This is a genomic window from Pantoea sp. RCC30.1 (genome assembly GCF_058148845.1).
This window is the reverse complement of sequence record NZ_JBXUHX010000026.1, coordinates 1-21629: the sequence shown is the minus strand read 5'-3', so window position 1 is coordinate 21629 and position 21629 is coordinate 1. Positions and strand designations below refer to the sequence as shown.

Genomic DNA, 21629 nt, shown 5'->3' with positions numbered 1-21629 from the left:
CATGGGGTTTTGAATCGCAAAGGACCGGGAATGACAGGCAACATCTGGCGCTCACTGCACGGCTTTATCAGCCAACTTTTTCCCGCCAGCTACCGCTGGCCAGCGATGGATGTCCGGCTTGGCGATCGTCAGCTGCATCTGGTAGGCAGCATCCACATGGGAACGCGCGACATGCAGCCGTTGCCCGTTCGCCTGCTGCGTCAGTTGCAGCAGGCGGATGCGCTAATTGTGGAAGCCGATATTACGCAGGGTGGCTCACCCTTTGATCATCATGGCGATCGTCCTGCGCTCGCTACGCGGCTGGAGAGCAGCGCGATGCAAACGCTCACCGCGCTGTGTCAGGAGATGAGTCTCAACCTGAGCCTGTTCGATAACCTGCCCGCCTGGCAGGTGGCGCTGATGTTACAGGCACAGCAGGCGCAACGGCTGGGATTGCGGCCTGACTATGGCATTGATTATCAGCTGTTGCAGGCAGCGAAAGGCTTTAATAAACCGGTGATTGAACTGGAAGGCGCAGATGCACAGATTGCCCTGCTGACTGCGCTGCCGGATGACGGCATGGCGCTGTTACAGGATACGCTGCTGCACTGGCACACCAATGCACGACTGCTGCAGATGATGGTGAGCTGGTGGCTCGATACGCCGCCACGCCAGCCGGAAATCACCCTGCCCGCCACCTTCAGTCAGGCGCTGAATGATACGTTGATCGGTCAGCGTAATGCGCAGTGGTGTGACAGACTGCAGGGGTTAGCGGCGGGAAACTATGTGGTCGCGGTCGGTGCGCTGCATCTTTACGGCGAAGATAACCTGCCTGAGATGCTGAAGAAGCCCTGAAAAAAAGAGAGCCGATAATATTATCGGCCCGTCAAAAGAGGAATTTGTTTATGATTTTGGTTATCGCCCGCAATCGAATTACTGGCGCGCGGCCAATTTTACGCAAAGAACAAAATTTCGCCACCTTTTTCCATGATTCTGCGTAATAAGATTTTTCTTAGTAAGGAACCCGTATGACGCCCGCCGTAAAATTGCTGGAAAAACAAAAAGTCAGCTTCATCCTGCATCCCTATGAGCATGACAGCAACGAAACCCATTTCGGTGACGAAGCGGTTCGTAAACTTAATCTGGATGCCCGCCAGGTCTATAAAACGCTGCTGGTCGCGCTGAATGGCGAGGCGAAACAGCTGGCGGTGGCGATTACGCCGGTTTCGACACAGCTGGATCTTAAAAAGGTGGCAAAAGCGCTGGGCGCAAAGAAAGCCGATATGGCCGATCCTCAGCTGGCACAGCGTGTCACCGGCTATCTGGTGGGCGGCATCAGTCCGCTGGGGCAAAAAAAGCGTCTGCCCACGGTAATCGATCACTCTGCCAGCGCGTTTAACGCCATGTTTATCTCTGGCGGCAAGCGTGGACTGGATATCGAACTGGCCCCGCAGGATCTTTCAAGGCTACTCGACGCGCCGTTTGCGGATATCGCCCGCCACGACTAAACCCGTGGCTGGGCGCAAAGCTGATCGATCATCCAGCGACCCGCCGGGCCGGGCGGCGTGCGTCGCGACCAGACCACCTCGACAGCGATATGCTGCGGCCAGCCCGGCATCGACAGCTCTTTCAGGACGTCATGTCCAAACTGCTTCACCAGCCAGCGCGGCAGAACAGTCCAGCCAAACCCCTGCTCCGCCATCTCCAGCAGCAGTAAATAGCTGGGTGCCGACCAGATGCGTCCCATTGGCGCGGTTTCAGAAGCCTCAACCCAGGTGTTTAATCGCAGATGTCGAACCCCTTCCAGCTCGCTTTCGCTAACAGTATTAAGCTGTGCCAGCGGATGATCACGATGCAAAAAGACCGCCATCTGCGCTTCAACCTGCAGCCGTGCCACCGCGATATCCACCGGCAGATTGGGCTGCGCCCGCACCACGCCCAGATGGACCCGCCCGGCCTGCAGTAAGTCCAGCACATCGCCATCCTCGGCAATCATGACTTCCAGTTCTATCTCCGGATAGCGGGCATCAAATTGCCTGAGCAGATTTTCGTGATGATCGGTTTGCCAGAAGTCTGACATGGCAAAACTGAGCCGGGGTTCAACGCCCTGCGACATACGGATCGCCAGCGCATCCAGCCGCTCACTGGCGGCGAGGATTTGCTGAACCTGAGGAATAACGCGGCGTCCCTGCTCGGTCAGGATCGGCTGACGACCGGCCCGATCAAACAGCGCAAAGCCGAGATCGTCTTCTAAATTTGCCACCGCCGTGCTGATGGTGGACTGACTTTTACCCAGCGCGCGCGCAGCCGCAGAGAAAGAACCGCTTGCCACGGTCTGCATAAAAGCCTCAAGAGATTCCGGGGAGTAACGCATCTGAACCATCGCTTTTTTCGATAGGTATTCATTTTATCTTAGCATTCTGACGTGTGAAAATGTGCCGCATTATTCAAGGAGAATTAACAATGCGTACCCGCTCAATTAAAGAACGTATTCTTCATGCTGTCTGTTTTGAAACGCTGGCGATCCTGACCGTTTCGCCGCTGGCGGCATGGGTCATGGATAAGCCGCTGTTTCAGATGGGATCGCTGGCGATTATGCTCTCAACGGTCGCGATGCTATGGAACATGATTTACAACAGTGGATTTGACAGGCTCTATCCGCCAGGCCAGAAACGCGGGCCGGGCGTGCGTGTATTACATGCGCTGGGATTTGAAGGTGGGTTTATCCTGATTGGCCTGCCGATTGCGGCCTGGATGCTGGATATCTCCCTGTGGCAGGCGTTGCTGGTAGAAGTGGCCTTTTTCCTCTTCTTCCTGCCCTATACTATGGCCTACAACTGGGTGTGGGACAAACTGCGCGAGCGCTGGATCAGACGTCACCCGTGCCGGGCGTAAGAAAAACGGGAGGCGCAAGCGCCTCCCGGTCAGTTCAATGCGTGGCGGCGGTTTCTTTCCCCCACGGCCAGATCCACGCCAGAATCATTTTTGGATAATTACGCTTCCGCGTTTTTTCCGCTGCTTCATCCCGCGCCCGAATCTGCTCATCGGTCAGGTGCACAATCTGCCCTTTCGGCTCATAGTCGCTGGCTTTCACCGGCGAATGTGCCTTGATGAAGTCTCGCAGCACCTGCGCATCAACCGCTCCGCTGTTGGCATACCCGGCGTGATTATCCAGACGCGGATAACCGTCCCCACCCGCCGCATTGAAGCTGTTGGTCGCCATGCGATAATTCTGCGTGTCCTGCAGCGGTTTGCCGTTAATGCTGACATTGCTGACCTGCTTACCGTCGGCGGTCAGACTGATACCGGCAAACTGGGCGTAGCCGCCTGAGTCAGGCTGAATATTGGCGACAACATCCAGATATTTTTTGATCTCCGCGCCGGTCAGGCTGACCGAAACCACCTGGTTACCAAACGGCTGAACCTGCAACAGATCACGCCAGCTCAGCTTGCCCGCTTTCAGCGAGGTGCGGATTCCGCCACCGCTCATCACCGCAAAATCGGCTTTAGTGTGCGCCATCTGAGCACGCAGAATCAGCTGACCAAGATTCGTCTGCTCAAAGCGAACCTGCTCTTTTTCACCGCTGAAGTTGCCGTCGGCGCTGCCGACATTCACGGTTAACTTCGCCTCAGCGCGTTTCTGGAACGGCATCAGCAGCTTCATCATGGCGGTGTTTTTCGGGATCTCTTCCTGCCAGGTCAGCCAGGTTTCGCTGCCATCCGCATTCTTTATCTTGTGTTTGAGGTTAACCGGCACCAGTTGATAAGCCTCCAGCGTCACCTGACCATTACGGAAGGTGAAGTCGCCGCGACCAACATATTTGCCCCACTTGTCAGCCTGCATGATCCAGATCCCGTTCTGCTGATCGGGTTTGCAGGGCTGACCGGGCTGATAATTTTTGATGCTGACGTTCTCTTTTTCCATGCAGACCGCGTCATGCGAATGACCGCCGACAATCAGATCGATCGTTCCGGCAGGCAGGCTGCGCGCCAGGGTGACATCATCAATGCCGTTGCTGCCATGCTTACCGTCGTCATAGTGTCCAAGATGCGACAGCGCGACAATCACGTCCGGCTTTTCGGTGGCGCGGAGTTCGGCCACCGCCTTCTCCGTCTCCGTAATCGGATCGCGGAACTCGGTATCTGTCAGTCCGGCCGGATTAGCCAGTTTTGCGGTGTCCGGGGTGATCAGCCCGACTACGGCGATTTTCAGTCCGAGACGGTTGAATACCGCCCAGGGTTTGAACATCCGCTTACCGGTACTTTTCTGGTAAACGTTGGCGGCCAGCAGCGGGAAGCGCGCCCACTTCTCCTGCTTGCGCAGGACAGCGATCGGCTTGTCGAACTCATGATTGCCCAGCGCCATCGCATCGTAGCCAATCAGGTTCATCGCGCGAAAATCGGGTTCAGCGTCCAGCTCGTCGGACTCCGGCACGCCCGTATTCACATCACCGGCAGAGAGAATCAATGCGCCGCCACCATGGGACTGCACATCATAGCGCATGGTATCCATCAGGGTTTTCTGCGCGGCCAGACCATATTCACCCTGTTCATTAAACCAGAAGTGACCATGCTCATCGTTGGTGTGCAGCAGGCTGAAACGATAGGTGCGATCGGCCTGGGCGGCTTGCGAAAACAGCGGCATCAGGGCCACCAGAAGCGCCACGCCCACCCCTGTCCATTTAGATAACAACACTGTGATTCTCCTTAATTTGCCGTCTGGCCTGATTTTCTGCCGCGTTGCCCCACTGTGTCGCACATTCCCCCGGCGAACTCAAGGCCCATGCACATTCACGCGCCTGACGATGCCACCTCTTTTTAACCCTGGTCCGCCTTTGCTCAGCATGACTGTGTCTGCGAGGTGACGCCACCACCGCGCCCGATTCTGCGGACATGGCAGAGACAGCCTGTAAACTATGTTGTTAAACAACTGTTTCCTCCTGCAAAAGTGCCGCTAACGGGCTTTAACCACTTTGTATGCGAATTTAGCGCTTATTCCTGCCACACCTGCGTCATTTACTGAGGCTAAATTTTATTTACCCGAACCAGTTTAAAGCGTCAAATCAGCCAATATTATGGATAATGGATAAAAACACCCTTTCGATTGCGCATTTGACTTTTTTTCGCGGTTTTTTGAGGTATTCCCGCAAATTGCTCAGCGAAAGAATAGATTTTGTTTTAAACTCATTTGTTACAAGCAGATACATTTGTATACAAGGAGACAGGCATGCATCACACCACACCGTTGATCACTACCATCGTCGGAGCACTGGTTCTGGCATTTCTCCTTGGGATGCTTGCCCACCGCCTGCGCATTTCCCCCCTGGTCGGTTACCTGCTCGCAGGCGTGCTGGCGGGTCCCTTTACTCCCGGCTTTGTTGCCGATACTAATCTGGCCCCTGAGCTAGCAGAACTCGGCGTTATCCTGCTGATGTTCGGTGTCGGCCTGCACTTCTCTATGAAAGATCTGATGTCGGTAAAGTCGATCGCCATTCCCGGTGCCATCGCACAGATCGCGGTCGCGACATTACTGGGAATGGGGTTGTCGTGGACGCTGGGATGGTCGTGGATGACGGGCCTGGTGTTTGGTCTTTGCCTCTCTACCGCCAGTACCGTGGTGTTACTGCGTGCGTTAGAGGAGCGGCAGTTAATTGATAGCCAGCGCGGGCAGATTGCGATTGGCTGGCTGATTGTCGAAGATCTGGTGATGGTGCTGACGCTGGTGCTGCTGCCTGCGATTGCCGGCATGATGGAACAGGGCAACGCCAGCGCCGGACTGCTGGCCTGGGATCTGCTGTGGACCATTGGTAAAGTGGCCGCCTTTATGGTGCTGATGATGGTCGTGGGTCGTCGTGCCGTGCCCTGGATCCTCGCCCGCAGCGCGGCCACCGGTTCGCGCGAGCTGTTTACGCTGGCGGTGTTAGCGCTGGCGCTGGGCATCGCCTTTGGTGCGGTTGAATTCTTTGATGTGTCGTTTGCCCTGGGTGCCTTCTTCGCCGGTATGGTGCTGAACGAGTCAGAACTGAGCCACCGCGCCGCGCGCGATACCCTGCCGCTGCGCGATGCCTTTGCCGTGTTGTTCTTTGTCTCGGTCGGCATGCTGTTCGACCCGTCGATTCTGGTGACGCAGCCGCTGGCGGTGCTGGGTGCGCTGGTGATTATTGTGGTGGGTAAATCGGTCGCCGCCTGGCTGCTGGTGTCGCTGCTCGGTCATTCACGTCGTACGGCGTTGACCATTTCAGTCAGTCTGGCGCAGATTGGTGAGTTCGCCTTTATTCTGGCCGGACTGGGTATCTCGCTGGGCCTGCTGAATGATGAGGGCCGCAACCTGGTACTGGCCGCCGCCATCCTGTCGATTATGCTTAACCCGATTCTGTTTACTCTGCTGGAGCGTTTCCTGGCGAAAACGGAGACGATGGAAGAGCAGACGCTGGAAGAAGCAATCGAAGAAGAGAAGCAGATCCCGGTCGATTTCTGCAATCACGCCGTCATTGTGGGCTACGGCCGGGTTGGCAGCCTGATTGGTCAGAAGCTGCTTGAGGCCAATGTGCCGCTGGTGGTGGTTGAAAACTCCCGCACGCGGGTCGAAGCGCTGCGCGAGCAGGGCATCAAAGCGGTGCTGGGGAATGCGGCTCGCGCGGACATCATGGAACTGGCACGGCTCGACTGCGCCCGGTGGCTGTTACTGACCATCCCGAATGGCTATGAAGCGGGTGAAGTGGTCACAGCCGCGCGTGAAAAGCATCAGAATATCGAGATTATCGCCCGCGCCCACTATGACGATGAAGTGGAGTACATCATGGAACGGGGTGCCACCCGCGTCGTGATGGGTGAGCGTGAGATTGCCAGCAGTATGCTGCAAATCCTGCAGGATGAGATGACGCAGGGCGAAGATTTACAGCCCTGCGATGTATTGCGCTGATTCCGGTTCATAGAATCCTGGCAGACTACTGACATATCCAAAGCAGGGTGAATTTTACCGCTAACCGAGCCAGACGTTGCCGGTAATCTAAAGCCCTTCTCTTCAGAAGGGCTTTTTTATACCCTGTAGCGGCCAGCTTTACCGATCCCAGTAAGACTCTTCCAGACTGTCTTCCCGCTCCGGCAGGCCGCGGGTTAAACGCGGCGAATGCTGATTCAGTACCTGATAGCTGACGCGGTTAGCATACTTACACACCTGAGCAAGCGATGAATAAGTCAGATACGGACGCGCATGTTTGCTGGAGTTCGGCACATTCAGGCTGTGGTAGTTGTTGGCGGTGATGTCATGCAGTAACGCCGCCAGCGCGCCATCACCGGCTCCGTTGGTGTTCATGATCTTTTCCGGGCCTCCCATATAAGGCGCGATGTGCGAGAAGATGCGCAGCGGCTGCTGGCAATCCTGCTGGCGCATCACGCGACTGAACTCATACTGGTTGAACTCAGCAATCGCGCCAGGCAGCAGCGGATGGTTAGTTTTGCGTTTGAACTCGTCTTCGGTGTAGCCCGCCATATAAAGCCCAATCGGACCAGCGGTGCAGAGCACCAGATCCACCCAGTCCAGCGCCATGTTGGAGGCGAGCAGCGGATCGGCTTCGCCAGTCAGCGCCAGCGCTTCCTCTTCATTCATCGCCACGATGCTGACGTGCTCGCGCAGGAAATCGCGCCAGAACTGGGGATTATCGCCAATCACATGTTTTGTGCCCAGCGTCAGCACTACCGGCACGTTGTGGCGTTTGGCGTACTCAATCGCCCGTAACGTCGCCTGGGGCATCGGTTCACCTTCGGCACAGCGCACCAGATAGGAGGTCAGTACCAGTGCAGAGGCACCGGCAATCACCTCTTCCGGCACATTATCCGGATGCAGCTGATTCATCTGGCCGGGGCTGATAGCGAAGGTTCGCTCGCCATGCTCGCCAATCAGCGTAAAGCAGCGGCCAATGGCGCCATCGACGCCCTGCAGATAGTTGAGATCGACCCGGCTTGAGGTGTTGCAGAGATAGCGATAGGCGTAGCCGCCAATCTGGATGTTATTGCACATGACGCCCAGCAGCACCGAGCGGTCATCGGCCAGTACCGAGAAGTTATGCAGCGTGTTACCGATGGTGCCACCGGCAAACTGATGGGTGATGAGCGCGTCGCGCATCAGCTCGTTGTACAACGCTTCCGCGACGGCATTGTCGATGACCAGCGAGTGCCCGGCGCTCAGGCCGTAACGTGCGAGAAAGTCATCATCGACTTTGGCTTCGATATCCACCAGCGTCTGGTCAATACCCACCACCCAGCTGCCTGCATCAACGTCGTGTTGGGCGGGCTGTAACAGGGGGTCGCGTGCGCTGACGGGAAAGTAGTGTTTGGATTTGCGTTTGCCGGGAAATTTCATCGGGAGGTGCCGTCTGGAAAAACAGGCGGAGAATGATATCACACTCTCCGCCTGCGCTTTAACGGCGTGCGTCGACCAGTTGCACCATCATGTCGATATGCGCCTCATCGGCGTTCAGCGCAGGGATATACTCAAACTTCTCACCACCGGCATGCATGAAGATTTCACAGTTTTCACCACTGATCTCCTCTAGCGTTTCCAGGCAGTCAGACGAGAAGCCTGGGCTCATCACCTGAACATGTTTGATCCCTTTGGCGGGCAGGCTTTCCATGGTTTTGTCGGTGTAAGGCATCAGCCAGGGCTCACGACCAAAACGCGACTGGAAGGTCATCATGTACTGATCGTCACGCAGACCCAGCGCTTTGACCAGGGCCGCAGTGGTATCTGCACAGCGCTGCGGGTAGTCATCGCCTTCGTTGGCAAAACGCTGCGGAATGCCGTGGAAGGATAACACCAGCAGATCGGGCTGACCGTGCCGTTCAAAGGATCGCTCTACCGTCGCTTTCAGCGCGGCGATATAGCCCGGATGCTCGGCGTAATCGCGGATAAACTGCACGTCAGGCAGCGAACGGTAATCTTTGAATACGGCGGTCAGACCGTCCCACACCGCAGCCACGGTGGAGCAGGAGAACTGAGGATAGAGTGGCAGCACAATCAGGCGGGTCACGCCCTGCGCCATCAGTTTATCGACTGCGCTTTTCAGGCTCGGATTGCCGTAGCTCATGCCCAGTTCGACAGGCATATCAACCCGTGCCGCCAGGGCATCGCGCTGACGCATGCTGTAAACCAGCAGCGGAGAACCGCCTTCCATCCAGACAGATGCGTAGAGCTTAGAGACGCGCGGCGAACGAAACGGCAGAATGACGGCATTGAGAACCGGCCACCAGAGCCAGCGCGGTGCATCGACCACGCGCGGATCGCTTAAAAACTGTTTCAGATAGCGTTTAACTGCAGGTGTGGTTGGAGCGTCTGGCGTACCTAAATTAACCAATAACACGCCGGGCTTATCTTGCCTCATTTGAGTTCCTTGATGACAACGGGGATGCGTGAAAACAGGGAAATTGTAGCGGAATTAGTGGGAGGTAAAAGCAATTACTGCAAAAGGGGCCAGTAATACCGGCCCCATTGAGCTTAGCCCAGGATCTTAGCCAGCTCGGCACTCACTTCGGTCACCTTACGGGTGCCGTCGATTTTGTGATAGGCGGTGTTGCCCGCTTCCGCTTCTTTGCTGTAGTAAGCAATCAACGGCGCGGTCATCTGATGGTATTCCACCAGGCGCTTACGCACGGTCTCTTCCTGATCGTCTTTACGTGTGGTCAGCTCTTCGCCTGTCAGATCATCTTTACCTTCCACTTTAGGTGGATTAAAGGTGACGTGATAAACGCGGCCAGAGGGTGCGTGAACGCGACGGCCCACGATACGTTCAACGATCAGTTCGTCCGGTACGGCAAACTCCAGCACGTGATCAACTTTGATCCCGGCTTCTTTCATTGCATCTGCCTGAGGAATGGTGCGCGGGAAACCGTCCAGCAGGAAACCGTTTTTGCAGTCTTCCTGAGTGATACGCTCTTTAACCAGCGCAATCACCAGCTCATCGGTCACCAGTTTGCCAGCATCCATGATGGCTTTCGCCTGGTTGCCCAGCTCGCTGCCTGCTTTAACTGCTGCGCGCAACATGTCGCCGGTGGAGATTTGCGGAATGCCGTACTTCTCCATGATGAATTGGGCCTGAGTCCCCTTACCTGCGCCCGGAGCTCCGAGCAGAATAATACGCATTGCGTAAATCCCCTTGCGAATCGCATTGATCTATCTTAGAAGCGGAAGAACATACCATTATGACCCGCTCATCACAAGGAAGGGCGCGGATCGCGCGGGGCGACTTTAATCGCTTTTTGGCCCTGAGCCCGACCCGACTGGTCTGCCTGCTGCTTTTTCAGATTTACCGCCTGCGCTGAGCAGAAATTGCAGTCTTCGACTCAAATGATGCGTCATATTCACGCTTTTTTTGCCGCTGCCGCGCACGTTAGCATTCAGTTGCAGACGCGCCTGCTGCGGCCATATCACCACATCTTCCACCTCTGACAGCGCAGCGATCAGCGAAGCTGGAACGTTGAAACTGGCGAACGGCAAGCCGGGCTGATGGCAGGAGTTCAGCGGCAGCGGCGCTAACAGCGAAAGCGCATCGACGGTAGCAGCATTGTACGGTCGCCACTCGGGATCGGCGAAGCGGCGCAGTGCATCCTGCGTAGCGTTCAGGGTCAGACCCTGTTCAAACAGCCGCAGTTCACTGCGCACCAGCGTGCTGAAGTCGTGTGTCCGCAACGCCACCAGCACCAGATCGCTGCAGATCTCGGCGTGGCGATCCAGTCGGGTGACAAACAGATGGGCTTCGTCGATCAGTTTCTGATGCAGCACGCTGGCGAAACTCTCGCTCGCCTCCGTCACACCCTGATTCTGGCAATCCTGCAACGGACGCACGCGGCCATTCGGCAACTCGATATGCGGGACCAGCATGATGCTGCCCGCGATCAGCGGAACCGCAGGCAGGTTGTTGAGTTCAGTGACCGGATAGCGTGAAGCGTAACGATGCTGATTGCGTGCCTGCTCCTGCCGCAGAAACAGCTGAGAAAGAAGGACCTGCGCCACATGGAGTGAGGGCACGAAGAAGAGATCGAACTGTTCCAGCCGGTAAAAACGTGAGAGCGCCAGGCGTAACCGATGGCGCGCCTCTGCTGACGTTTCAGAGGATAAAGGCCCGTGTGCCATGGTTGTCTCGCTTCGGGGAGTGTGCGGCGTGAACGCAGGTTAAGCGAGGCGGAATATCCGTGAAAAATCACAAATATAAGGCTGAGGCAACCCGCCAGTATTTACCCTGAAGAGTAGGTCAATGCGGCTGGACTTTAAAATGATATAAATTGACAATCCCTGTTAGATTTTTGCACAGGGGAAGAGGATGAACGGACTGCCGCCACTACGATCGCTGCACTATTTTCACCAGGCAGCCCTGCACAGCAGCTTTAGTGTTGCGGCTGAACATCTGCATGTCACTCACAGCGCCATCAGCCATCAGATTCGCCAGCTGGAGAGCTGGATGGGCAAACCGCTGTTTGTCCGTAGCAATGGCCGTGTGCAACTGACCGCACATGGCGATCGTCTGCTGTTAAGCTGCCAGCAGGCCTTCGGTGAGCTACGCAGCAGCTGCGAGAACATTCGCAGCGGCCTGCTTCAGCAGATCCGGATTTCATGTGCCCCCAGCTTTTTATCGCAATGGCTGATCCCCCGCATCGCCAGCTTTTATCAACGCTATCCGGAGATTGAGGTCCACTTTCTGCCGCTGGCACCGATCTCGCAACTGCGCAGCGAACATGTCGATGTGCTGATCCTCAGTCTTGGCGAGCCACCTGAATCCGATATCGACGCGACGCTGGTCAGCGAGGATGAGATTGGGCCGCTTTGCGCGCCGCATTTAGCTTCGCAGTTACGTGTCGGTGAAGATCTGGCCAAGATGACCTTGCTGCATGCGGATAGCCGACTGCACGCCTGGTCAGAGTGGGCGGCAAAAACCGGGTTCAGCGGCCGTTTTAACGGCGGCAAGCATTTTGAAACGCTGACGCTGGGCATTCAGGCTGCGCGAAGTGGTCTTGGCGTTCTGATGGCACCGCGTTTGCTGGTTCGCAAAGAGCTGGAGGATGGCACGCTGCTTGCGCCGCTGGGCTTTGTCCGCGTCGAGCGGGCGACCTGGATGATGACGAAGCAGAGTCGTCGTCAGGATACGGAGATTAGCGTGTTTCGTGACTGGCTGCGGGATGCCGCACAGCCATAAAAAAAGCCGGTGATAATCACCGGCCTGTTGCCGTTATGCCGTCAGCAGCTGGTTCATGCGACGAATAAACTGGTTAGGATCGTCCAGCGTGCCGCGCTCGGCCAGCAACGCCTGATCCAGCAGCAGCTCAATCCACTCACCGAAGCGTGCTTCATCCTGCGTATCCGCAACACGTTTCACCAGCGGGTGATCCGGGTTGATTTCAAACAAGTACTTCACTTCCGGCACTTCCTGTCCGGCCGCCGCAAACAGCTTCGCCATCTGCGTGGTCATCTCATTGGCATCGGTAGTCACAATCGCTGGCGTGTCGGTCAGACGATGCGTCAGGCGCACCTCTTTCACGCGTTCGCCCAGCAGATTTTTCACGCGCTCAACAAACGGCTCCAGCGCTTTTTCCGCCTCTTTCTGCTCTTCGGTTTCTTCATCCGCCAGTTTGCTCAGCGAGTCATCCGCTTTGCTGACCGACTGGAAGGTTTTGCCATCGAACTCGGTGAGGTAGCTCATCATCCATTCGTCGATGCGATCGGAGAGCAGCAGCACCTCAATGCCTTTCTTGCGGAACAGCTCCAGATGCGGGCTGCTCTTCGCGGCGGCATAGCTGTCAGCGGTGATGTAGTAAATCTTCTCCTGACCTTCCACCATGCGGCTGACGTAATCTTCCAGTGAAATGGTCTGTGCCGAACCTTCGCTCTGGGTGGTGGCGAAGCGCAGCAGTTTAGCGATCGTTTCCTGGTTGGCGTTATCTTCCGCCGGACCTTCTTTCAGCACCAGACCGAACTCATTCCAGAAGGTCTGGTATTTCTCGTTGTCCTCTTTCGCCAGTCTTTCCAGCATCTGCAGAGTACGCTTAGTCAGCGCAGCACGCAGGCTCTGGGTCACGCGGCTATCCTGCAGGATCTCGCGGGAAACGTTCAGCGGCAGATCGTTGGAGTCAATCAGGCCACGCACAAAGCGCAGGTAGTTCGGCATAAACTGCTCAGCGTCATCCATGATAAAGACGCGCTGCACGTAGAGTTTCAGGCCATGCTTCTGATCGCGGTTCCACATATCAAATGGCGCACGCGCCGGAATGTAGAGCAGGCTGGTGTACTCCTGTTTACCTTCCACCCGATTGTGGCTCCAGGCGACCGGGTCGCTGTAGTCATGGGCGATATGCTTGTAGAACTCGTTGTACTCGTCGTCGCTGATCTCAGATTTGTTGCGGGTCCACAGCGCCTGGGCTTTGTTGATCTTCTCCCAGTGAGTTCCCTCGCCCTCTTCATCTTTGCTCTCGATCTCAACGGGCAGCGCGATGTGATCGGAATATTTGCTGATGATGCTGCGAACGCGCCATGCGTCCAGGAACTCATCCTCGCCTTCGCGCAGATGCAGGGTGATCTCAGTACCGCGATCGGCTTTCTCAATCTCAGCCAGGGTATATTCGCCCTCGCCCGCTGATTCCCAGAACACGCCTTCCTCGGCTGATGCGCCAGCGGCACGGGTACGCACCGTGACCTTATCCGCCACGATAAAGGCAGAGTAGAACCCGACACCGAACTGACCGATCAGCTGGCTGTCTTTAGCCTGATCGGAGCCCAGGGATTCCAGGAAAGATTTGGTGCCTGATTTGGCGATAGTCCCGAGGTTCTCAATGACCTCATCGCGACGCATACCGATACCGTTATCGCTGAGCGTAAGGGTACGGTTGTCCTTATCAACAGAGAGACGAACGCGCAGCTCGCCATCACCTTCATACAGGCTGGAATCTGACAGGGCGCGGAAGCGCAGTTTATCTGCCGCATCCGAGGCGTTGGAGATCAGCTCACGCAGGAAAATTTCTTTGTTTGAATAGAGAGAATGGATCATCAGGTGCAGAAGTTGTTTTACTTCCGACTGAAAGCCACGGGTCTCTTGTCCTTTCATGGTCATTGCTACCTCAACAAAACAGGTTGAACAAACGTTGAGGTTGATGTGGGGATGACACGGAGATTTTCAAGCCGGTGTCTTTCACAACACCGGCAAGTGATTAAAATTTAAACTTCTGGCGACCCGCCAGTGAGTGGGACAGCGTGGTGCCGTCCACCATCTCCAGCTCTCCGCCTACCGGCACGCCGTGAGCGATACGGCTGGCGTCGACGCCATACTGACCACAAAGCTCAGCAATGTAGTTCGCGGTCGCCTCGCCTTCCACCGTCGGGTTGGTGGCGAGGATCACTTCCTGCAGGGTTTCACTCTCCAGACGCTGCTCCAGACGATCCAGACCGATATCAGCCGGACCGATGCCGTCGAGCGGTGAGAGATGTCCCATCAGCACAAAGTAGCGACCGCCAAACTGGCCGGTTTGCTCAATGGCATGGATATCTGCCGGGCTTTCCACCACGCAGATTTGACCATTCTGCTGACGCCGTGGATTGGCGCAGATGGTGCAAATTTCCTGCTCGGTAAATGTCCGGCAATCGGAACAGTGTCCGATCTCCGACATCGCGCGGGTCAGCGCCTGCGCCAGTCGCATGCCACCGCTGCGATCGCGCTGCAGCAGCTGAAACGCCATGCGCTGTGCCGACTTCGGCCCAACGCCAGGCAGACAGCGCAGCGACTCCATCAATGATTCAAGCAGTGGACTGGTTTGCATCAGAACGGCATCTTAAAGCCTGGTGGCAGCTGCATGCCTGAGGAGACAGAAGCCATCTTCTCTTTCTGGGTTTCATCAATACGACGTGCCGCATCGTTGAACGCCGCTGCAATCAGATCTTCCAGCATATCTTTGTCATCTTCCAGCAGGCTGGGATCGACTTCCACGCGACGGCAGTTGTGCGCGCCGTTAATGGTGACTTTTACCAGGCCAGCACCCGATTCACCGGTCACTTCAATCGCGGCGATCTCTTCCTGAACCTTGGCCATTTTGTCCTGCATCTGCTGGGCCTGTTTCATCAGGTTGCCCAATCCGCCTTTACCACCAAACATAGTTTTCTCTCTCAGCTAAGGCTACAACGCTATCGTTACGATAGCAGCAGCGTGTTCAAACAGGTCGGATACTCTCCTCATCCAGATCGGCATCAAAAAATCGCTGCAGCGTCTGAATGTGGGTATCACAGGTGATCGACTGACGCGCCTGCGCCAGTTTCTCTTCGTAAATGGCCTGACGCCACTCCAGTGGCGTCAACACCGATGAATTATCGTCTTCAACGACAGAGAGTTCAACTTTCTGCCCGGCTCGCTCGCTCAGCGCATCGCTTAACACCTGCTGCGCAGAGGGTGAATTAAGGTGACGCTGGCTGCTGCGTAAATGCAGGCAGACCCCGTTTCCGTTGGTCTCTTTCCAGGCATTCAACGCCAGCTGCTGCACCAGCTTCGGCAGCGGCAGGATCGCAATCTCTGCGGCCCAGGGATCGCGCTGCTGCGCTTCTTCCGCCAGACGCGCCGCCAGTTCAGGGGTTTTCTCATGCTCCAGTGCGGAACGCAAGGCCTTAGGCGTCGCTACCGGCTCCGCGACTTCAACCGGCTGATTAACCGCTTTCCAGCGATACGCTTCCTCTTTTACCGGAGCAGCAGGCTCGCGATCGCGGATACGCTGCTGACTGCGCTCGGTGACCGAGGCCAGCCGCTCCAGCGCGGAGTTGGCCGGCCGCGCACCTGGCGCTGCCGGCTCACTCTTTTTTGGCTTGTTCGCTCCCTGACGCAACAACTGCGTGCGCGCCTGGAGGAGCTGACTGGTGGAGCTTGAAAGTGGCGTATCAGGCGCTGCCTCCGGCGGCGGCGCAGGCTGCTGACCCGCATCGGGCGCGGCCATCTGCGGCTGAGCGGCAACATGCTGTTGCGGCGCAGGCATCGGCTGCTGAGGCTGCTGCGCCACGGGTGACGTTGTCTGAGCAGGTGACGATGTGGCTGGCTGTGCTGCCATGTGTCGTGCGACAGGCGAAGACCCGGATGGTGCCGGTGACGTCTGCGCCGGAGCAACAGGTGCCATCTGCTGAGTTAACGCGGGACGAGCAATCGGTTCAGCCACCGCCGCTTTAGGATGAAACGCCAGTGCGCGCAGCAGCGTCATTTCGACGCCCATGCGGCGATCGGGCGCAATTGGCAGATCCTTGCGGCCCATCAACAGCGTCTGATAATAGAGTTGCAGATCGGCAGGGGGCACTACGCGCGCCAGTTCCCGCAGCCGCAGGGCGTTGCTCTCGTCGTCGTCATTGAGCGAAGTCGGCAGCAGTTGCACCATCGCAATCTGGTGCAGCAGGCGCAGCATCTCTACCAGCAGCGCCTCCCATTCCACACCGCGTGACGCGGCCTGGCTCAGCAGGTTCATCACCTGCTGACCGTCACCGTCCACCAGCGCTTCCAGTAGCCCAAGCGGCTGTTCATCATCCAGTGTGCCGAGCATGACGCTGACCGTACTGCTGGTCACCGCGCCCTGCCCCATAGCAATCGCCTGATCGGTGAGGCTCAGCGCATCGCGCATACTGCCATCGGCGGCCCGCGCCAGCAGCTGCAGCGCTCGGGTCTCGCTCTCAATCTGCTCCTGCTTCAGGACATGCTCAAGCTGCTGACGGATTTGATCAACATCCAGCGCTTTGAGGTGGAACTGCAGGCAGCGCGAAAGAATGGTCACCGGCAGTTTCTGCGGATCGGTAGTCGCCAGCAGGAATTTAACGTGTGAAGGAGGCTCTTCCAGCGTCTTTAACAGCGCATTGAAGCTGTGACGCGACAGCATGTGCACTTCATCAATCAGATAGACTTTGAAGCGGCCACGCGCCGGGGCGTACTGCACGTTGTCGAGCAGATCGCGGGTATCTTCAACTTTGGTACGCGATGCGGCGTCAATCTCAATCAGATCGACAAAGCGGCCCTGCTCAATCTCACGGCAGTTATCACACTGACCACAGGGCGTGGCGGTGATACCGGTTTCGCAGTTAAGGCCTTTGGCCAGCAGACGCGCAATGGTGGTTTTCCCAACGCCGCGGGTGCCGGAGAAGAGATAAGCATGATGGATGCGTCCCAGAGACAATCCATTCGCCAGCGCCGTCAGAACATGTTCCTGACCGACAACATCAGCAAAAGCCTGGGGACGCCATTTTCGCGCAAGTACCTGATAGCTCATGTGGGTTCGACGAAGTTGGATGGAAAGATGAGCGCAGACGCTCTGCAACCCCTGTATAAGATTGCAGTAGTCTATCAGCTACGCTTTTGGCTGGCACTCGTTATCTTGACGCCGAAGCGTGACAGCCTTGCCGGGTGGCAAGGCCGAAAGAGTGGCTTAGTGGCCGGGGAATTTGACCAGGCTGTAGCTCTCAACGCCCAGGGCATTGAGACGCGATTCACCGGTCAGATCAAACAGGTTAATAATGAAGGCTGCGTCTTTCACTTCACCGCCAGCACGACGAATCAGTTTAACGGTCGCTTCAATGGTTCCGCCGGTCGCCAGCAGATCATCAACCACCAGCACCAGATCGCCAGGCTGGATAGCATCTTTGTGCAATTCCAGCTTATCGGTGCCGTATTCAAGCTCATAAGATTCGCTGTAGACCTCACGCGGCAGTTTGCCGGGCTTACGCACCGGAACAAAACCCACGCCGAGACCTAATGCCACCGGGGCACCAAACAGGAAACCGCGCGCTTCCGTACCCACCACTTTAGTGATGCCTTTATTACGGTAACGCTCAACCAGCAGCGCAATGGACGCGGCATAGGCTTTGGGATCTTCCAGCAGGCTGGTGACATCACGGAACAGGATGCCTGGCTTTGGATAATCGGGAATACTTTTAATGCTGTTTTTAATTAATTCAAGCTGCTGCGCAGTGTCGGTCATAATGATACGCCTGGTAAAAAATTCTGTTTCGCGCAGCTTCAAAAGCGCTAATACCTGGTAAAAGGCTCAGCGGAAGTCAATTCACAAAGGGAAGCCACGCACGAAGACGCCCAAATCTAAGCAAATGACCGGCTAAATGCAACTTTATCGCGGTGGCTTCGGTGCGTCCGCTGCTTCTGCCACCACCGGAATACGCCACATAAACAGCAGCAGCGCCGCCAGCATGATCAGCAGCATGATGCGGACCCAAAGCTGATGCACCAGGAAGAGTGAAAGAGCAAAGGTGGCGACTATCAGGCAGATAGCGCGGACTTTGGCTCCCGGCGGCATCGCGCGATGCTGTTGCCAGTGGCGCAGATAGCGGCCAAATGGCGATTTCCACAGCAGCCAGTGGTGAAAACGCGGCGATGAACGGGCAAAGCACCAGGCCGCCAGCAGCATGAATGGCGTAGTGGGTAATAAAGGTAATACAATGCCCAGCGTCCCCAGCACAATGGCCAGCCAGCCGAGGGTTAATAACAGAATGCGTTGCATGAATGCCGCCCAGCTCTTTCCTCATCCGCGTACGTTAGCACAATTGAGCGTCACGCGATGAGTGCGATCGCCGTACAACAGCGCCTGCAACAGCTCCTGATCGACCTGCGTCAGGAGATTGCCCGCCATTCCGATGGGGTTTGTCGCATGCCACGCTTTGACACGCAGCTGTTCCGCACCAAAGGCACACGGCTGGCGGATTACCTGCTGGAGGTGGAACAGAATTTCGCCCGGCTTTGCGACCACAGCGACGATCTGGCCCGCACGGCATGGCTCGCTGAACGCCTGGTCGATCAGATTGCCGCCCTGCAACGGGAGGCAAGTACCCAGCAGCTGCGTACCCGACGCGAACAGCCGGTTAAGAACCCCCGCGCCTCAAAATATCAGGAGTACCGGGAGTTTGAGCGGCGCTTGCTGGCGATGATCGATCAGCGTGAGCAGCGGCTGGCGCTGGCTGAGACCCTGGCGGTCCAGCATCAGCTGAAGCAGGATCTGGAAACGTTAGAGGGGCGACTGGCACGCTGTCGGCAGGCGATTCGCTCGGTTGAATGGGCCTCTTCGTTGCGCGGCAGCGAATAAAGCGCAGCGTGACAAAAGCGCATCTATACTGGGTGTAATTCTGCGCGGAGACGAAAAATGGGCTTACTGAGCTGGCTGATATGCGGGCTACTGCTGGGGTTGCTGAAGCGTCTGCTGATGCCGGGACGACCCGGTGGCCTGATGGCGACCCTGACGCTGTCGATGATCGGCGCACTGATTGGCGGCTACATCGCCACCTATTTTGAACTGGGCTCGCTGGCAACGCTTCACGCTGGCGCCCTGGGCATGGCGGTTCCCGGCGCATTACTGATGCTGCTGGTTGCTGCCCGATTACGTATTTAGGAGAAAAGATGTCACTGGAAAACGCCCCTGACGACGTCAAACTGGCAGTTGATCTGATTCAGCTACTGGAAGAGCATCAGTTACCGGTGGAGACCGTGCTCTCCGCGCTTGCTATGGTGCAGCGGGATTACCAAAACAAGCGCGATCGCCAGCCGCCGGTTTAGCGCAGGGCCGTGAGCGTCGGACTGAGCCGCAACATATCGATAAAGGCGTTGGTCAGGACAGGCGCATCAGCGGCTAAATCAAAACTGTCCGGCGCAAACAGCCAGCTTTCCATCATACCATTGACGTAACCACGCATAATGAGAGCGGCCTGACGCGTGCTGAGCGTGCCCGGAAGTTGTCCTGCTTCAATACACTGTCGCAGGACATCTTCAATTTTGTCGTAGCATTCCAGCAGTAAGCTCTGCTGCATATTCTTCAGCGCCGACATTTCGCCCACAAATTCGCATTTATGGAAAATGATCTCCATCAAAGCGCGGCGCTGCGGATCCTTTGCAGTCGCATCAAAGATATAGACCAGCATTGCGCGCAACACAGAGAGTGGATCGCCAGGGTATTTTGTCTGATACTCAAGTTCCACATCGTCCAGACCAGCATCACAACGAAGCCATATTTCGTGTAATACATCGGCTTTATTTTTGAAGTGCCAGTAGATAGCCCCGCGCGTGACGCTGGCTGCGGTTGCAATCTCTGCCAGAGAAGTGGCTGAGACGCCTTGCTGTGAAAACAGAACAATAGCGGCATCAAGAATTTGATGTCGTGTTTCAAGTGCTTGCGCTTTGGTTTTTCGTGCCATAGTGGGCTTTTTTTACAAACAGGTAAGTTTACATACATTTGTGAATGTATGTACCATAGCATGACCTGCGACTTGCCACAGCAATGGGTTTTTCAGTTTGTGATCCATTGACCAATTGATATCGGACACTAGAGGTTTATTTATGAATAAAATCAGAGGATTATCGCCTCTGGCGGCCGTCCTGATGCTATCAGGCAGCTTTTTGTTAACAGGATGTGACAACAATAAATCCGAACAAGCCGCCCAGCAACCGCCAGCAGTGGGGGTTGTAACACTGAAAACTGAACCCCTGAAAATTTCGACTGAATTACCTGGTCGCACCTCGGCATACCGTGTGGCTGAAGTCCGTCCGCAGGTTTCCGGTATCATTCTGAAGCGTAACTTTGTTGAAGGCAGTGATGTCAAAGCGGGTCAGTCTCTTTATCAGATCGATCCTGCTACCTATCAGGCCGCCTATGACAGTGCCAAAGGTGACTTAACTCAGGCGCAGGCCAATGCCCGCATCGCTCAGCTGACCGTCAAACGTTATAAGCCTTTACTCGGCACCAAATATATCAGTCAGCAGGATTACGACACCGCCGTTGCCACCGCCGCACAAAACGATGCCGCCGTTCAGGTTGCAAAAGCCAACGTGGAAACAGCCCGTATTAACCTGGCTTACACCAAAGTTACCTCGCCTATCAGTGGCCGCATCGGTAAATCTTCTGTAACGGAAGGTGCGCTGGTACAGAACGCCCAGACCACCGCGCTGGCTACCGTACAGCAACTGGATCCAATGTATGTCGACGTTACCCAGTCGAGCGAAGATTTCATGCGCTTACGTTCAGAACTGGAGTCGGGTCAGCTGAAGCAGAACGATGGCAAAGCCAACGTGACCCTGCTGATGCAGAACGGCAGCAGCTATTCACAGCAAGGTACGCTGGAGTTCTCTGACGTCACCGTTGATGAGACCACCGGTTCTATCACCCTGCGCGCCATTGTCCCGAACCCGAACCATGCTCTGTTACCCGGCATGTTTGTTCGCGCACGTCTGGATGAAGGCACCAATCCAAATGCGTTGCTGGTTCCGCAACAGGCAGTAACCCGTACCCCAACCGGTCAGGCAACGGTGATGGTAGTGGGTGCAGACAATAAAGTGGAAGCGCGTCAGGTCACCACCTCTCAGGCGATTGGTGACAAGTGGTTAGTCACCGACGGCGTTAAAGCGGGTGAACGTGTAATCAGCACGGGTCTGCAGCGAGCCAAGCCGGGCGCACAGGTAACCCCACAAGAAGTCTCAGACGATGCGAAAGCGGCACCCGATTCAAAGCCGCAGTCTGACAAGTCATCGTCATAACAGGAGCCGTTGATTCATGGCTAAGTTCTTTATCGATCGCCCCATCTTTGCGTGGGTGCTCGCCATCATCATCATGTTGGTTGGTGCGCTATCGATTCTCAAACTTCCGATCGAGCAATATCCCAATGT

The 21629-nt window shown here is 56.2% G+C and carries 23 protein-coding genes and 1 other annotated feature; of the genes, 10 read left to right on the top strand and 13 right to left on the bottom strand.

Annotated features, from left to right (window positions below; all coding sequences use genetic code 11):
* Positions 1-30: 30 nt before the first annotated feature.
* Complete coding sequence (locus AC2LB6_RS18945; protein WP_490094677.1) at positions 31-834, top strand: TraB/GumN family protein; 804 nt, start codon at positions 31-33, stop codon at positions 832-834.
* 173 nt (positions 835-1007) lie between these two features.
* A complete protein-coding gene (gene ybaK, locus AC2LB6_RS18940) occupies positions 1008-1487 on the top strand; it encodes a Cys-tRNA(Pro)/Cys-tRNA(Cys) deacylase YbaK (protein WP_090963172.1) in 480 nt (159 codons plus the stop codon).
* Here the strand turns inward: ybaK and AC2LB6_RS18935 are convergent.
* Entirely contained in the window at positions 1484-2353 is an 870-nt protein-coding gene (locus AC2LB6_RS18935) for a LysR family transcriptional regulator (protein WP_490094676.1), read from the bottom strand. The two genes, ybaK and AC2LB6_RS18935, sit on opposite strands and share 4 nt — an antisense overlap.
* A gap of 89 nt (positions 2354-2442) precedes the next feature.
* Here AC2LB6_RS18935 and AC2LB6_RS18930 point away from each other — a divergent pair, with 89 nt between their 5' ends.
* Positions 2443-2874, top strand: coding sequence for a multidrug/biocide efflux PACE transporter (locus AC2LB6_RS18930; RefSeq protein WP_490094675.1), 432 nt, complete (start codon positions 2443-2445; stop codon positions 2872-2874).
* Between the two features lie 34 nt (positions 2875-2908).
* On the opposite strand, the gene ushA is transcribed toward AC2LB6_RS18930, so the two are convergent.
* A complete protein-coding gene (ushA, locus tag AC2LB6_RS18925; RefSeq protein ID WP_490094674.1) occupies positions 2909-4675 on the bottom strand; it encodes a bifunctional UDP-sugar hydrolase/5'-nucleotidase UshA in 1767 nt (588 codons plus the stop codon).
* 531 nt (positions 4676-5206) lie between these two features.
* Between ushA and ybaL the strand changes: the two genes are divergently transcribed.
* Positions 5207-6901 carry a YbaL family putative K(+) efflux transporter gene (ybaL, locus tag AC2LB6_RS18920; protein ID WP_490094673.1) on the top strand — a complete coding sequence of 565 codons (1695 nt, stop codon included), beginning with the start codon at positions 5207-5209 and terminating at the stop codon, positions 6899-6901.
* Positions 6902-7039: 138 nt separating this feature from the next.
* Here ybaL and AC2LB6_RS18915 read toward each other — a convergent pair whose 3' ends face one another.
* The 4 genes from AC2LB6_RS18915 to AC2LB6_RS18900 all read right to left on the bottom strand — a co-directional run bounded on the left by AC2LB6_RS18915 (position 7040) and on the right by AC2LB6_RS18900 (position 11107).
* A complete protein-coding gene (locus AC2LB6_RS18915) occupies positions 7040-8341 on the bottom strand; it encodes an inosine/guanosine kinase (protein WP_490094672.1) in 1302 nt (433 codons plus the stop codon).
* A gap of 58 nt (positions 8342-8399) precedes the next feature.
* Entirely contained in the window at positions 8400-9359 is a 960-nt protein-coding gene (gene hemH, locus AC2LB6_RS18910) for a ferrochelatase (RefSeq protein ID WP_090963183.1), read from the bottom strand.
* A 113-nt stretch (positions 9360-9472) separates the two neighbouring features.
* On the bottom strand, positions 9473-10117 hold the full coding sequence (adk, locus tag AC2LB6_RS18905; RefSeq protein ID WP_090963185.1) for an adenylate kinase: 645 nt from the start codon (positions 10115-10117) through the stop codon (positions 9473-9475).
* A 105-nt stretch (positions 10118-10222) separates the two neighbouring features.
* The gene (locus AC2LB6_RS18900; protein WP_490094671.1) at positions 10223-11107 is read right to left on the bottom strand and encodes a DUF6024 family protein; all 885 of its coding nucleotides are present in this window, start codon (positions 11105-11107) and stop codon (positions 10223-10225) included.
* Positions 11108-11294: 187 nt separating this feature from the next.
* Here AC2LB6_RS18900 and AC2LB6_RS18895 point away from each other — a divergent pair, with 187 nt between their 5' ends.
* Entirely contained in the window at positions 11295-12164 is an 870-nt protein-coding gene (locus AC2LB6_RS18895) for a LysR substrate-binding domain-containing protein (protein WP_490094670.1), read from the top strand.
* Positions 12165-12197: 33 nt separating this feature from the next.
* Here AC2LB6_RS18895 and htpG read toward each other — a convergent pair whose 3' ends face one another.
* From htpG to AC2LB6_RS18865, 6 genes are all read right to left on the bottom strand, one after another.
* Complete coding sequence (gene htpG / locus AC2LB6_RS18890; protein WP_490094669.1) at positions 12198-14072, bottom strand: molecular chaperone HtpG; 1875 nt, start codon at positions 14070-14072, stop codon at positions 12198-12200.
* Between the two features lie 97 nt (positions 14073-14169).
* Complete coding sequence (gene recR / locus AC2LB6_RS18885; protein ID WP_013357024.1) at positions 14170-14775, bottom strand: recombination mediator RecR; 606 nt, start codon at positions 14773-14775, stop codon at positions 14170-14172.
* Positions 14775-15107, bottom strand: coding sequence for a YbaB/EbfC family nucleoid-associated protein (locus tag AC2LB6_RS18880; protein ID WP_003850423.1), 333 nt, complete (start codon positions 15105-15107; stop codon positions 14775-14777). Before AC2LB6_RS18880 ends, recR begins: the two co-directional genes overlap by 1 nt.
* Positions 15108-15162: 55 nt before the next feature.
* Positions 15163-17241 (bottom strand): DNA polymerase III subunit gamma/tau, encoded by a 2079-nt coding sequence (dnaX, locus tag AC2LB6_RS18875; protein ID WP_490094668.1) that lies wholly within the window; start codon positions 17239-17241, stop codon positions 15163-15165.
* Positions 15760-15821 (bottom strand) — a sequence feature (DnaX frameshifting element). Its footprint overlaps the gene before it by 62 nt.
* A 156-nt stretch (positions 17242-17397) precedes the next feature.
* The gene (gene apt, locus AC2LB6_RS18870; RefSeq protein ID WP_490094667.1) at positions 17398-17949 is read right to left on the bottom strand and encodes an adenine phosphoribosyltransferase; all 552 of its coding nucleotides are present in this window, start codon (positions 17947-17949) and stop codon (positions 17398-17400) included.
* Positions 17950-18093: 144 nt separating this feature from the next.
* Entirely contained in the window at positions 18094-18483 is a 390-nt protein-coding gene (locus AC2LB6_RS18865) for a DUF454 family protein (protein ID WP_136196492.1), read from the bottom strand.
* A gap of 57 nt (positions 18484-18540) precedes the next feature.
* Here AC2LB6_RS18865 and priC point away from each other — a divergent pair, with 57 nt between their 5' ends.
* Genes priC through rsmS form a run of 3 tightly spaced genes read left to right on the top strand, consistent with a single transcriptional unit; the run spans position 18541 to position 19529 of the window.
* Positions 18541-19062, top strand: coding sequence for a primosomal replication protein PriC (priC, locus tag AC2LB6_RS18860; RefSeq protein ID WP_490094666.1), 522 nt, complete (start codon positions 18541-18543; stop codon positions 19060-19062).
* Between the two features lie 57 nt (positions 19063-19119).
* Complete coding sequence (locus tag AC2LB6_RS18855; RefSeq protein ID WP_490094665.1) at positions 19120-19365, top strand: GlsB/YeaQ/YmgE family stress response membrane protein; 246 nt, start codon at positions 19120-19122, stop codon at positions 19363-19365.
* Between the two features lie 8 nt (positions 19366-19373).
* Positions 19374-19529, top strand: coding sequence for a pleiotropic regulatory protein RsmS (gene rsmS / locus AC2LB6_RS18850; RefSeq protein ID WP_490094664.1), 156 nt, complete (start codon positions 19374-19376; stop codon positions 19527-19529).
* On the opposite strand, the gene acrR is transcribed toward rsmS, so the two are convergent.
* Entirely contained in the window at positions 19526-20164 is a 639-nt protein-coding gene (gene acrR, locus AC2LB6_RS18845; RefSeq protein ID WP_490094663.1) for a multidrug efflux transporter transcriptional repressor AcrR, read from the bottom strand. The genes rsmS and acrR overlap by 4 nt on opposite strands.
* A 142-nt stretch (positions 20165-20306) precedes the next feature.
* Between acrR and AC2LB6_RS18840 the strand changes: the two genes are divergently transcribed.
* Positions 20307-21500 (top strand): efflux RND transporter periplasmic adaptor subunit, encoded by a 1194-nt coding sequence (locus AC2LB6_RS18840; protein WP_490094662.1) that lies wholly within the window; start codon positions 20307-20309, stop codon positions 21498-21500.
* A 16-nt stretch (positions 21501-21516) separates the two neighbouring features.
* The coding region (locus AC2LB6_RS18835) for an efflux RND transporter permease subunit (protein ID WP_490094731.1) at positions 21517-21629 on the top strand (113 nt) is incomplete at its 3' end.